General features: G+C 64.2%; 9 protein-coding genes. 2 read left to right on the forward strand and 7 right to left on the reverse strand.

Features of this window, described 5'->3' with window-relative positions; genetic code table 11:
• Positions 1-13: 13 nt before the first annotated feature.
• A complete protein-coding gene (locus tag JSS27_05500; GenBank protein ID MBS0208391.1) occupies positions 14-1,567 on the forward strand; it encodes an altronate dehydratase in 1,554 nt (517 codons plus the stop codon).
• 104 nt (positions 1,568-1,671) lie between these two features.
• On the opposite strand, the gene JSS27_05505 is transcribed toward JSS27_05500, so the two are convergent.
• Positions 1,672-2,457 (reverse strand): cytidylate kinase-like family protein, encoded by a 786-nt coding sequence (locus JSS27_05505; protein ID MBS0208392.1) that lies wholly within the window; start codon positions 2,455-2,457, stop codon positions 1,672-1,674.
• A 702-nt stretch (positions 2,458-3,159) separates the two neighbouring features.
• On the opposite strand from JSS27_05505, the gene JSS27_05510 reads away from it, so the two are divergent.
• Positions 3,160-3,774 carry an SIS domain-containing protein gene (locus tag JSS27_05510; GenBank protein ID MBS0208393.1) on the forward strand — a complete coding sequence of 205 codons (615 nt, stop codon included), beginning with the start codon at positions 3,160-3,162 and terminating at the stop codon, positions 3,772-3,774.
• A gap of 142 nt (positions 3,775-3,916) precedes the next feature.
• Here the strand turns inward: JSS27_05510 and JSS27_05515 are convergent, their stop codons facing one another.
• From JSS27_05515 to JSS27_05540, 6 genes are all read right to left on the reverse strand, one after another.
• A complete protein-coding gene (locus tag JSS27_05515) occupies positions 3,917-4,783 on the reverse strand; it encodes an OmpA family protein (GenBank protein MBS0208394.1) in 867 nt (288 codons plus the stop codon).
• 134 nt (positions 4,784-4,917) lie between these two features.
• The gene (locus JSS27_05520; protein MBS0208395.1) at positions 4,918-5,451 is read right to left on the reverse strand and encodes a hypothetical protein; all 534 of its coding nucleotides are present in this window, start codon (positions 5,449-5,451) and stop codon (positions 4,918-4,920) included.
• Positions 5,452-5,521: 70 nt separating this feature from the next.
• Positions 5,522-6,832: a prepilin peptidase gene (locus JSS27_05525; GenBank protein MBS0208396.1), complete on the reverse strand. Its 1,311-nt coding sequence runs from the start codon at positions 6,830-6,832 to the stop codon at positions 5,522-5,524.
• Positions 6,829-8,877, reverse strand: a complete 2,049-nt coding sequence (gene aroE, locus JSS27_05530; protein MBS0208397.1) for a shikimate dehydrogenase — start codon at positions 8,875-8,877, stop codon at positions 6,829-6,831. Before aroE ends, JSS27_05525 begins: the two co-directional genes overlap by 4 nt.
• A gap of 173 nt (positions 8,878-9,050) precedes the next feature.
• A complete protein-coding gene (gene mutL, locus JSS27_05535; protein ID MBS0208398.1) occupies positions 9,051-10,967 on the reverse strand; it encodes a DNA mismatch repair endonuclease MutL in 1,917 nt (638 codons plus the stop codon).
• 115 nt (positions 10,968-11,082) lie between these two features.
• Complete coding sequence (locus tag JSS27_05540; GenBank protein MBS0208399.1) at positions 11,083-12,510, reverse strand: sigma-54-dependent Fis family transcriptional regulator; 1,428 nt, start codon at positions 12,508-12,510, stop codon at positions 11,083-11,085.
• Positions 12,511-12,600 lie beyond the last annotated feature (90 nt).

Raw genomic sequence — 12,600 nt, forward strand, 5'->3', positions numbered from 1 at the left:
TCGCGAGTCGCCCATGGCCACCGTCGGCAAAGTCGATGCCGTTCTGCTTCATCCCAACGACAATGTGGCGATTGCCACCGTGACCCTTCCCACCGGGTACGAGCTGAGCGTGCCGGGGCGTCGGGTCCGGCTGACGGGGGCGGTGAAGCTGGGGCACAAGGTCGCCCTGGCCGACATCCCGGCCGGCCAGCCCGTGGTCCGCTATGGCCAAACGATCGGCTTTGCGACCCAGACCATTTCCGCAGGTGATTGGATCCATACGCACAACCTCTCGGCCCAGCACTTTGCCCGGGACTATGAGTTCTCGACCGAAGTTCCCCTGCCGCCGACGCCGATCGCCGGGCGCACCTTCCAGGGCTACCGTCGCGCCGACGGCCGTGCTGGCACGCGAAATTATCTGGCGATTATTTCCAGCGTGAACTGCTCGGCCTCGGTCAGCCGGGCGATTGCCCAGCGGTTTGACCGCGAGCTGCTGAAAAAATATGCCAATGTCGATGGTATCCTGCCCCTGACGCACAAGGGTGGCTGCGCCATGCAATTTGGCGGCGAAGACCATCAACAGCTCGCCCGCACGCTGGCGGGCTTTGCGCGGCATCCGAACGTGGGTGGCTTTCTGATCATTGGCTTGGGCTGCGAGACCGGTTCGATTCCCTACCTGGTCGATCGCGAACGATTGGTTCAGGTGGCGCTGCCCGGCCAATCGCGCGCTGACGCGATTCCGATTCTGTCAATGCAAGAGCTCGGCGGCACCGTGGCCACGGTCAACGCCGGCCTGCACGCCATCGAGGAGCTGTTGCCGCGCGTGAACGCAGTACGCCGCGAACCGATTCCGGCCAGCGAGATCGTGCTGGGACTGAACTGCGGCGGTAGCGACGGCAACTCGGGCATCACGGCCAACCCGGCCTTGGGCGAGGCCAGCGATTTGCTGGTCGCGGCCGGCGGCACGACCGTGTTGGCCGAAACGTCCGAAGTGTACGGCGCCGAGCACTTACTCGCACGGCGGGCACGCACGCCGGCGGTCGGCGAGAAGCTGATCGAGCGCATTCATTGGTGGGAACGCTACGCGGCCATGTTCGGCGTGACTCTCGACAACAATCCGTCGCCGGGAAACAAGGAAGGCGGGCTGACGACGATCTATGAAAAGTCGCTCGGCGCCACGGCCAAGGCGGGCTCGACGGCGCTGAACGATGTGGTGCTGTATGGCGAGGCAATCAACTCCAAGGGGCTGGTTCTGATGGACACGCCGGGCTTCGACCCCGTCAGCGTCACGGGGCTAGTCGCCGGCGGTTGCAACGTGGTTTGCTTTACGACCGGGCGTGGCAGTTGCTTTGGCTGCAAGCCGACGCCATCGATCAAGATCGCCACGAACACGCCGATGTACGAGCGGATGCGCGACGACATGGACATCAACGCTGGCGTCATCCTCGAAGGCACTCCGGTCGCCGACGTGGGCCGGCAAATCTTCGAGACCATCCTGGCCGTCGCCAGCGGCCAGCCGACCAAGAGCGAACAGCACGGCTACGGGGACGAGGAGTTCGCGCCGTGGAGCATCGGGCCGGTGTTGTGAAGAAGCAATTAGCAGGAAGAAGCGATTAGCGACTAGCTGCTAGCGATTAGACACAAATGCCGCCTTGTCTAATCGCTAACCGCTAATTGCTAATCGCCTACCTATCAATGCATCACGAGATGCATCTGCTGGTCCACATGCGTGTCGGCCGCCCGCATCGAGCGCAGGGCGTCGAGCGCTTCGACCATCAGATCGACGCATTTCGCCGTCGACCAGCGGGCCGTGTTAAGGACCAGGTCGTAGTTCCGCGTGTCGGTGATGTCGCGATGGAAATGCTCCTTCACGAAGCGCCGCTGCAGCTGGTCGGCCTCGGTCACATAGCGTTCCGCCTGGCGGTAGGGAACGTGCCGCTCCTGGGCGACAGCCGCCGCGCGCTGATCGAACGGCGCCACCAGTCGCACGCGCAGCGTGTAACGCGGCGGCAACAGGAACGTCGCGCCACGGCCGACGATCACGCAATTGCCCTGTTTGCCGTGCTCGATGATCGCCGTCGCCACGTGGCTGAAGAAGACGTTCTCGCTGATTGACGACCCTGAAATCAACAGCGCGCATTCCTGGAGCCAGTTCAGATGCCGCTCATCGACCGCTTCCAAGCGGTTAACCGGCACGCGCAACTCGCCGGCGACCTGCTCGATCAGAGCCCGGTCTTGCAGGCTCCAGCCCAGACGCTCGGCGGTCGCGCGGGCGATTTCGCGGCCGTTGGCGCCGACTTCGCGGCTGATGGCGACGGACAGCCGCGGCGCTTCGCCGCGATGCGGGTCGCGCCCCAAGTGGTGCGCGTGGTGCAACTCGGCGCGAACAAACGATTCAGGACTGAGACTGAACTCAACATGGCTCGACATAGTCGGCGCTCCCATGAACAGGAACTTGGCTGGCGGGAATTGGAACATTCGCATGACTCGTAACTGGTAGGCGACGGGCCATACGGGGCTAGCGGTGCGTGCGACATTCGTTCGCAATCATGCGACCGGTTGACTTGCAGAGCACGCGGCTCACAACGACCAACTCCATCGTCGTTCTTAATCCGAACCACCAAGGCAAAACAAGCTTTCTCACCGAGTTGTAAGAGAGTTTTCCAACATCGCGAGCCAAGGTGAGTTTTCCGAAACCTAAATGCGCAACATGTCACGCGGCCGAGGTCGCTAGCGACATTGTGTCTTTTTTCACAGCCCAGCATGCTGCTCGCTTGACACGATGTCGCTCCACGCAGGCAAACCAGAAAGACCAACCACGACGGCACAACGACACGACGTTAGGAACAAACGGGACATAGGCTTCACCGCAGAAGCGCAAAGGGCGAGAAGAAGGGCAAAGACAATATTGAATCGCAGAGGGCGCTGAGCANNTGCTCAGCGCCCTCTGCGATTCAACTTTTTTCTTTGCGCCCTTTGCGTCTTTGCGGTTCAAATTGTCGTCCGCATTGAACGTCGTGTCGTTGTGCCGTCGTGGTTGGTTTTCTGCCATTAACAGCGAACAACCATGCGACTCGGCGATTCGTGGGCGAAATCGCTCGGCTAGCTGGCCGCTCGGCGCGTTGATAAAATCAAGCCTTCCCCTTCACGCAACACGTGATCAACGAGGACTTGCCACCCATGCTCGGCGCCAAACTCGACGCTTCTCAATACCTGCTCCGCCTGCAACAAGAGGTCGACCGCATCGACCGCGGCGAACTCAAAACCTGGGCCGATCTGATCTATCGCGCCTGGGAGCAAGGGCGTTGGGTCTTCATCTTTGGCAACGGCGGCTCGGCCACTACGGCCTCGCACATGGCCGAGGACTTGGGCAAAAGCTCGCTCCGCGAGTCCGACCTGAAGGACGAATCGAAGCGCCGCCTCCGCGTCCTCAGCTTGACCGACAACGTCGGCTGGCTGCTGGCCGTGGGGAACGACGTCGGTTACGACCAGATCTTCCAGCAACAGTTGATGAACTATGGCGGCCCGGGCGATGTGTGCATCGCCATCAGCGGTTCGGGCAACAGCCCCAACGTCCTCAACGCGGTCGATTGGGCCAATCGCCACGGACTGCACACGTTCTCGCTCACCGGCTACAGCGGCGGCAAGCTCCGCCCATTGGCCAAAGCCGGCCTGCATGTGCCGTTGGACGACATGGGCATGGTCGAGAGCATCCACTTGGCCCTGTTCCACTGGGTGTTGAACGACGTCTTCGCCCGCATCAACAGCGAAGGGCGCTACGCGGGCGCAAAGTAGAGACGGCCTGCGAATGACCAAGTCTCAATGACCAATGTCCAAAAAGGCCAGAGGGTGTTTAACGCGCCAAACGCCTGAGACCGATTGGTCATTGGGCCTTGGTGCTTTGAGGACAGCGATTCAGACGCGCTGTAACGCGCCACTAGCGCTGCGGCGCCCGATCGGGATAGACCACCAGCTCGACGCGGCGGTTCCGCTCTTTCCCCTGCAGCGTGCCGTTTGACACGATCGGGTGATTGGCCCCATGCCCGCCGACAAATAGATGCGTCGGCGGCACGCGCGACGGACCTGACAACTGGTCATAGACCGCCAAGGCTCGGGCCGTCGACAGTTGATGATTGCTCTGCCACCGACTTTGCCCCGCCAAGGCGTCGGTGTCGGTGTGACCTTCGACGCCGATCATCTGCTCGGGGTAGGCCCGCATCAATTCCGCGCCGACCTGGTCGATGAGAATCGTCCCCTGCGGCGTCAGCCGAGCCGTGTCGGGCTCGAACATGCGACCGGCCGGCAGTTCCACGCGCACCACGTCCCCGTCCTGGCGAATCTCGACGCCAGGAATCGTGATCGGTGGTACGCGCGAGCTGCGCACTGCGCCGCTCGACGCGCTGGCCGGAATGATCCGCTGTCGGGCGTCTTGTTCGAGGGACTCGGCGCGCCGCGCCATGGCTTCGTTATCGCCGCGCATCTTGGCGATCTGCGTCGTCGCGCCGGCCAGTTGATCGCGCAAGGCCGACGACTGGTCTTCCAGCACGCGCGATTGTTGCCGCGTCTGGGCCAACAGCGTCTCGAGCTCTTGATTGTCTTTGTCCAGGTGAGCCGCGCGGTCTTGCAGTTCTTGATTCCGCTGGGCCAGTTGCGTGGTCTGTTGTTGCAGACTCGTCACCTGCCCTTGCATCATCGGATTGTTGGCACAACCCGTGGTCAGCAACAGCGACATTCCTCCCACGCCGAACGCGCAGCCGCGCACGCGGGCAAACAATCTCGTTAATCGCTCGCGCGTCGTGATCACCGGGCTCGTCCTTGAGGGACCGGAAATGAGACCCAAAGAAGGCGTTAAGTGCCGAAGTGGTCTATGGTGTGGCGCGGAAGATTAGCAGCCGCGCCCCACGACGACAAGGTCAGTGACCCCGGCAGCGGGCCTTGCTAGCAGGTGGCCCCGGCCGCTTCCGCGGCCAGCGCGGCGCGGAATGCTGTCACCTGGTCCGACTCGCGCGCCGGCTCGGGCCACGCGAACCGCTTGATGTAATTCCGCCGGTAGGACATCGGCGCGTGGGCTTCCCATCCCCAGCGCCGCAGCAAGCGGGCCGAAATCCGCAGATTCGACACGTCGCACACGATTCCCCAGCTTTGCTTGAGGACGGCGATCTCGTCCAGGATCACCAGCGCCCGGCGGAACGTGGCGAATGACGTCTGGTGCGACGACTGGACATAGTCAAGCGCCAGGAACTCGGGGCACGCTCCGGGCTGATGCCAGTAGAGCCGGCAACGATCACCGCGCCGCCAGCGATGAATCGCCTCGCCCACGGTCACCGCCTCGAACCGAGTCGGCCGACGTGCCCAGGGACGCCAGCGCACGCCGCGGAACTCGCCACGTTCGATCTCGATACTGCCGGCCCGCCAACCGCGCAGCCGGTCGGCCTCTTGCACGCGATCAGTGATTTGCGGCCACAGGCTCATAGCAGGCTTCCCCGGAATCGGACACTGCCGAAACTCTAGGTCGCCTGCGCGCCATTTGACCCGCAAGGTGTCAGAGATCCGACTCGGCCGGGTCAGCGCCGCCATAGCGCATCAGCCGGTAAACCAGCAAAACCGGCACAATGATTACCAGGCAGCCGACGAGCCCGGCCGGAATGAGCCACGGAACAAAGAACGATTCCTTCAAGTAGTCCCAGGCCGGCAGCCAGAAACAGACGACTACCGTAGCCCCCAGGCACAAGAACGGCCCGAACGGAATCACCCCGTCGCCGCTGGTCAGTCGCTTGACGATGCCCAACACCGCGCCGGCGAACGGCGCGACGAAGAACGTGAACAGCGCGGCTTGCCAACCGAGGAACGCGCCGATCATCGCCAACAGCGTCACGTCGCCGAAGCCCATCGCCTCGCGACCCAGCGTCCAGCCCCCGGCCAGCCGGATGTACCAGACCACGCCACCACCGACGGCCAGTCCGACGAGCGAACTGAGCAGCGATTCCCAGCGCCAACCGCCGCGAAACCAGACGGCGACGATAGCCGCACAGCCGACGGTGGCCAACACCCCGGCGAGTCGCGTCCCCGAGCGGCGACAAACGCTAGCCACGCACAAACTGACGGCGCGTTGCCAACCATGCCGGCCATACCACGTGCGCGGCAACAGCGCAAAGCACCAGCCCAGCCAGCAGCCGCAGCCCAGCGCCAGTGAGCCGACGCTTGGCCAGCCGCCCAGCGACACGGGAAAGGCGAGCGGCGACGCCATCTGCATGGGCCGCTGGCCAATCGGCACGTTGACTTCCTGTAAGTTTTGCAGGTTGATGAACGCCGGCGGTACATCAGGCAAATGCGAATACGGCAACAGCACCGCGAACGCCATCGCCAGGCAAGTTCCCGGCACGATCAACTCGTCGGGAATCGTATAATCGTCGATGTCGATCAACGTCACGGCCAGCATCAACGTCATCAACACGACATGGGCCGCGAACTGCGACCAGACGACCGACAACGGCGCGGGCTGGGGAAACGCCGGCACCAACTGAAACACCAACCCCTGCCGGCCCACCTCCCAGTGGTACAACCCGGCCCACAGTGCCGCGCAAACCAGCTCGACGACCACCGGGCGAATCCAGAAGTCGTAGCCAAACGCCCTGCCTCGGTGCCGCATGCGGATCCAGCCAAACACCGGCGACCGATCGAGCCAGTGCGAGTCGGCGTCGCGCGGATGCCGGGACGACCAGGGGCTGATCGGCCGCGGCATGCTCGTCAGCGCGTACGACGCCCAATTGACAAAGCTGCCGGCCACCAGCCCGGCGAGCGCCATAATCAAAAGTTGCAACGGATAGCCCAGCGCCGAGAAGTGCTCGATCATCGTGCGCCGCTCCGTCGCGGGGCGCGCAAGTGGGCGAGGATTTCATCCACGACCGCCGCGGGCTCGCGCCCCACGGTGTCGATCGTCAGATCGGCGCACTCGCGATAGATCGGCTCGCGCTCGGCCAATAGCTTTCGCACCTCGGCCTCGCCGCCCGCCGTGGTCAGGTTCGGACGCCGCGCCGCCGTCGTCGGATCGGCCGCGATGCGCGCCAGAATGGTCGGCGCGTCGGCTTGCAGCCAAATGATGAAGCTGTCTCGCTTCAAGGCGGCGCGATTCTGCGGGCGCATCACCACCCCGCCGCCGGTGGCCAGCACCAGTTGAGGGCGCCGCGTCACGTCGGCCACGACGCACGACTCCCAATCGCGGAAAGCCTGCTCACCCTGGCTGGCGAAGATCTCGGCGATGGTCTGATGCGCGCGGCGTTCGAGATCGGCGTCGGCGTCGAGCCAATTCCAACCCAACTTGGCGGCCAGCCGCCATGCCACGCTCGTCTTACCGGTGCCGCGATAGCCAATCAGCACGATGTTCCGCCGCGCGAAGTCGGCCGACAGGGGCGACTGGCCCGACTCGCGCACCGCTTCCGCTTCGAGCGCCCCGCGCATCACATCCAGCGGCGCTGGCTGCCCGGTGAATAACTCGAACTGCCGCCCCGCCTGGCGGACGAACATCTCGCGCCCCGTGACCGTGCGACAGCCGGCCGCTTGCGCCTCGATCAACAGTCGCGTCATCGCGGGTGTGTAGACAGTGTCAAATACCACCATTGTCGATTTGAAATACGCGGCGTCCCAGGGAGTGTCGCCCGTGTTCGGATCCATCCCCAGCGGCGTGCAATTCACCAGCACGTCGGGCGCGGCCGCGTGGCGTTCATCCCAGGCGACGACTTCGCAGCCGAGCGGCTTGGCCAGTTCGACGGCCCGCTCGCGGGTCCGGTTCGAGACCAGCACCCGAGCGCCGCGCTGCTTCAGTCCATAGGTAATCGCCTTGGCTGCGCCGCCTGCGCCCAGCACCAGTGCCGTGGTCCCCTCGAGCCGGGCGTTTTGATCGGTGCGGCCGAGCGCTTCGGCCAGACTGTCGACCGCGGCGGCCATGTCGGTGTTGTAGCCGCGCACGCGATTGCCCTCGAAGACGAGCGTGTTCCCCGCGCCGATTGCCGTCACGGCCGGCTCGGGCTTGGTCATCACGTCAACGATTGCTTCTTTGTGCGGGATCGTGACGCTCAAGCCGCTGATGCCTAACTCACTCGCGTTATTTAAGAACCGTGGCAAATCGGCCGGTGGCACACGGAACGGCAGGTAAACGGCATTCAGGCCGGCATAATGCAGCGCCGGATTATGGATCAAGGGACTCCGTGAATGGGCAATCGGATCGCCAATCACGCCAAACAACTCGGTTGTCGCGTCCAGCACCTGCTCGTGATACAGATCGCGCATCTGGTGATAGCTCAACTGCCCCGGCGCTGGCGGAGCGTCGCCGTCGAGCGCCGCATAGGTGAACGGCGCACTCCAGCGCTCGGCCAACAATCGCGTCGGCGTTCCCAGTTCCCCCATGCAAAGCCCGACTGTGGGCATCGCGCTGTGCCCGACGAGGTCGAGCATTCGGAAGGCGTCGTGCGTCGACTGGGCCAGCGTGGCCAGCTTGACGATATCCGCGTCGCGGCTGACGAGTTGTCGATGGATCGCCGCCAGATCGTCCGGCGTCTGCTGGAAGTCGTGCATGCTGACGATGCGTTGGCTCGCGCCGGTGCGCGCAAGCGCGGCCGCCGTTGGTTCTTCCAGGTCGATGTACTCGGCACCGGCTTGCATGGCCGCGACCAGCAGCGCGCGGCGTTCGTCCTCGCCGCGTCGCCAGTGGCCGCCGTCGGCCGGCAGGCGCAGCGTCACGATCACCGGTCCCGGCCGCTGGGCGAGCAAGGCCGGCATATCGAACGGCTCGATCAGAAAGTCGAGCCGCCATTCAACCAGCAGCACCCCTTCATCGACCAGCCGCCGATGCGTCGCCAGCAATTCATCGGGCGTGGTGCAGTTGAGGACGACGCAGATCATGGGGGAAGCGATTAGCAATTAGCGGTTAGCGACTAGATAGGAGAGATTAGGGCGACGGAAAGTTCGCCCATGCCCTGGGCGACTTGAATAGTTTAGCTTATTGCCGCCCAGCGTTCAGCCGCCTTCACCACCTCTGGCTAATCGCTAATAGCTAACCGCTAATCGCTTGCCAGCTACGTCCGCTTGAACTGCCGATCGAGTTCTTCGCGAGTAAAGACCAGGGCCGTCGGGCGGCCGTGGGGGCAATGGTGCGAGTCTTGCGCCAGGTGCCGCTGCGCCACCAGCGCCTCGACCTCCTCGGGCGTCAGGGGGTCGCCCGCCTTGACCGCCGCCTTGCAACTCATCATGTGCAACAGCTCGTCGATCACGTCGCGCCGGTCGGGGGTCCGACCACCGGCCAGCAACGGCTCGGCCAGCGAGCGGAGCAACTCCGCGGGACGCAGCCGGCGGAGCATGGCCGGGTAGCTGTGCATCAGCACCGTGTCGCCGCCGAACGCCTCGACTTCGATACCGACCTGCTGCAACGCGTCGCGGGCTTCGAGGACTACCGCTGCTTCGTTCGACGCCAAGTCGATTGGCTCGGGCACCAGCAATCGCTGGGTCTCGACCGCGCCGGCCAGGACTTTCTCGCGCAGTTGCTCGTACAGAATCCGCTCGTGCAACGCATGCTGGTCGATGACGACCATCCCTTCGCCGCTTTCGACGATCAGGTAGCGATTGTGCATCTGTAGCGCGCGAACCGGGCCAGCATCGGCATCGAGCAGCGACGTGGCCGGCGACACTTCATTGCTATCGGCGAAGGCGGCGGCGCTGTCGACGTCGTCCGAAGTCTGATCGCCGCGGCTGGTCGCGCCGATTGGCGCTGCGGGAGCGCCCAGCGGTTGCGACAGGCGCACGGTCGTCAGCGGCGCGTGGCGCAACCGGTCGCCGGTCGGATCGGCACTGTCGCCAGTCCCCTCCCCTGCCCCGCCAACACTGTCTTGCCGCCAACCGGTGGTTTGCGCTCGGGCCCACTCGGCCAACTCGCGGCGCTTGGCATCGAGTTGCGACTCGGTCAGCCCGACCGGTTCGGCGGGTCCGACCGGTGTCAGGCGATGGGTCAGGTCGGTGCTGAGGAACTTGTTACGCAGCGTGCCGAGCAACTGGCTGTACAAGCGCCCGCCGTCCTGAAAGCGTACCTCTAGCTTGGTCGGATGCACGTTCACATCGACCAGTTCCGGCGGCATGTCGATCCGCAGGAAGCAAATGCCGTAGCGGCCGCCCAGGAGCAAGCCGCGAAACGCTTCGGAAAGCGCATGTCCCAGCGCGCGATCCCGGATAAAACGACCGTTCAAGAACAGATACTGCATTCGCGGATGCGAGCGACTCTGACTGGGGCGCGCCACGTAGCCGGCCAAGCGGACTTGCTGATCGTGGCTTTCGACGGCGATCAAATCGTCGGCCAGCTCGCGACCAAAGAACAGCGAAATCCGGTCGAGCAAGTCGGCGCTCGGCGGCAGCTCGTGGACCATCCGCGTATTGTGCCGGAGCGTGAAGTGGACGTGCGGGTGGGCCAGGGCCAGTCGCGTGAACGCCTCGGAAACGTGCCCCATCTCGGTCGAGGTGCCGCGAAGGAACTTGCGCCGCACCGGCGTGTTGAAGAACAGATCGCGGACTTCGATCGTCGTCCCCACCGGACCGGCGGCTGGTGTGATCGGGCTGATCCGGCCGGCGTCGACTTCCAGTTGCATCGCCCCGGTCTCTTCGCCCGGCCGGCTGCGCAACAGCGTTCGGCTCACTTCGGCGATCGAAGCCAGCGCCTCGCCGCGAAAGCCCAGCGTGCGGACGCGGAACAAGTCGTCGGCGTCGGTCAACTTGCTGGTGGCGTGGCTGGCCACGGCCAGCAGCAACTCGTCGGCCGCAATGCCGCAGCCGTTGTCGACCACGCGGACCAGTTGCACGCCCCCTTCTTCCACCGCCACGTCGATGCGCGTGGCCCCCGAGTCGAGCGAGTTCTCGACCAGCTCCTTGACGACGCTGGCCGGTCGCTCGATCACCTCGCCGGCGGCGATCTTGTTGACGACGCTCGGCGGTAATTGGCGGATGGGCATGGGAAAAAGTTGCTAGTTGCTGGTTGCGAGTTGCTAGAGGAATACAGGAGACCGTGGATGCGCTGCTGGCTCTTAGACGTCTTTAACTAGCCGCTAGCAACTAGCAACTTTTCTCTCACAGACCGAACTCTTTAATCTTCCGATACAATGTTCGTTGGCCGATGCCGAGCATCGTCGCTGCTTCTTCGCGGTTGCCGCCGGTGGCGCGCAGCGTCTCGGCAATGAACAGGTGCTCAATCTCGGTCAGCGGCCTACCCACCAGGTTAGCCAGGCTGTTGTCGGCCGCGGCTTCGCCACCCGGCGCGGTCGCGCCTTCGTGCGATGGTTCAGCCAGTTCGACCGGCAAATCGTCCAGGTCGAGCACGCCGTCGAAATCGACGACCACCATGCTTTCGATCACATTCCGCAACTGCCGCACGTTGCCGGGCCAGTCAAACGCAATCAGCCGGCGCCGCGCCGCCGTCGACATGCTCTTGATCGACTTGTCGTGCCGCTTGGCGAACATCTTGATGAAGTGCTCGATCAACAGCGGGATGTCCTCGGCCCGCTCGGTCAATTGCGGCAAGACCACGGTCACGACCTTGAGCCGATGGTACAGGTCGCTGCGAAACGTGCCCGCTTCGATCTGTCGCTCGAGGTTCCGGTTGGTGGCTGACAGAATGCGCACGTTGACCTTGATCGGTTCGTTCGAGCCGACCCGCGTGATCTCGCCACTTTCCAACACGCGCAAGAGCTTGATCTGGGTTTGCATCGGCATGTCGCCGACTTCGTCCAGGAACAACGTCCCGCCGTGGGCGTACTCGAACTTGCCCACGCGGTCGGTCGAGGCGTCGGTAAACGCGCCGCGCACGTGGCCGAACAGTTCGCTTTCGAGGATGTTCTCGCTGAGCGCGGCGCAATTGAGCGCCACGAACGGCTTGGCCTTGCGCGGACTGTTCTGGTGAATGGCCTGGGCGACCAACTCCTTGCCCGTGCCGGTTTCACCTTGAATCAGGACGGTGGCGTTGGTCGGGGCGATCCGCTTCAGCAGCGCGATCACGTCGTTCATCTTGGGGCTGCTGCCGACCATCCCTTCAAAGCCGAACCGTTCGTCCAGCCGGCGCTGCAATTCGACGTTGGACCGCTTCAGATACTGGCTCTCGGCAGCTTTCTGGACCACGGCCCGCAGTTGCTTCAGGTCCAGCGGCTTCAACAGATAGTTGAACGCCCCCTGTTGCATGGCCGAGACGGCCGAAGGGATGCTGCCGTGGCCGGTGACCAGAATGACGTCGGCGTCGGGCAGGTCGTTCTTGGCCTGGGCCAACAAGGCCAGCCCGTCGACATCGGCCATCACCAGATCGGTGATGATGATGTCGAACTCGTCCTGGGCGATGCGCTCGGAGCCCTCTTTTCCCGAGGTCGCCACGGCGCACTGGTAGCCGACCGTTTCGAGCCCGTCGGCCACGGCCTGGGCGTGAGCGGCGTCGTTGTCGACGATCAGCACGCGCAGCGTCTCGGGCGCAGGCTGGGCAGCGGCGATCGGCTTGGCTTTCTCGGTGGCCATGCGTGCGATGATACCAGGGGGCGGGCAGAAGGGGCTAGGGACTAGTTGGTCAGTGGTCCGTTGTCCGTGGTCAGTTGCAGGGAAACCAGT

The sequence above is a fragment of the Planctomycetota bacterium genome (assembly GCA_018242585.1).
Taxonomy (GTDB): Bacteria; Planctomycetota; Planctomycetia; order Pirellulales; family PNKZ01; genus JAFEBQ01.

Excerpts from the sequence above, each read along its gene's own strand:
- JSS27_05505 (MBS0208392.1), bottom strand. The coding sequence starts at position 2,457 with ATGTTCCAATTCCCGCCAGCCAAGTTCCTGTTCATGGGAGCGCCGACT.
- JSS27_05525 (MBS0208396.1), bottom strand. The coding sequence starts at position 6,832 with ATGATCGAGCACTTCTCGGCGCTGGGCTATCCGTTGCAACTTTTGATT.
- JSS27_05500 (MBS0208391.1), top strand. The coding sequence starts at position 14 with ATGGCCACCGTCGGCAAAGTCGATGCCGTTCTGCTTCATCCCAACGAC.
- JSS27_05520 (MBS0208395.1), bottom strand. The coding sequence starts at position 5,451 with ATGAGCCTGTGGCCGCAAATCACTGATCGCGTGCAAGAGGCCGACCGG.
- JSS27_05510 (MBS0208393.1), top strand. The coding sequence starts at position 3,160 with ATGCTCGGCGCCAAACTCGACGCTTCTCAATACCTGCTCCGCCTGCAA.
- mutL (MBS0208398.1), bottom strand. The coding sequence starts at position 10,967 with ATGCCCATCCGCCAATTACCGCCGAGCGTCGTCAACAAGATCGCCGCC.
- JSS27_05540 (MBS0208399.1), bottom strand. The coding sequence starts at position 12,510 with ATGGCCACCGAGAAAGCCAAGCCGATCGCCGCTGCCCAGCCTGCGCCC.
- aroE (MBS0208397.1), bottom strand. The coding sequence starts at position 8,877 with ATGATCTGCGTCGTCCTCAACTGCACCACGCCCGATGAATTGCTGGCG.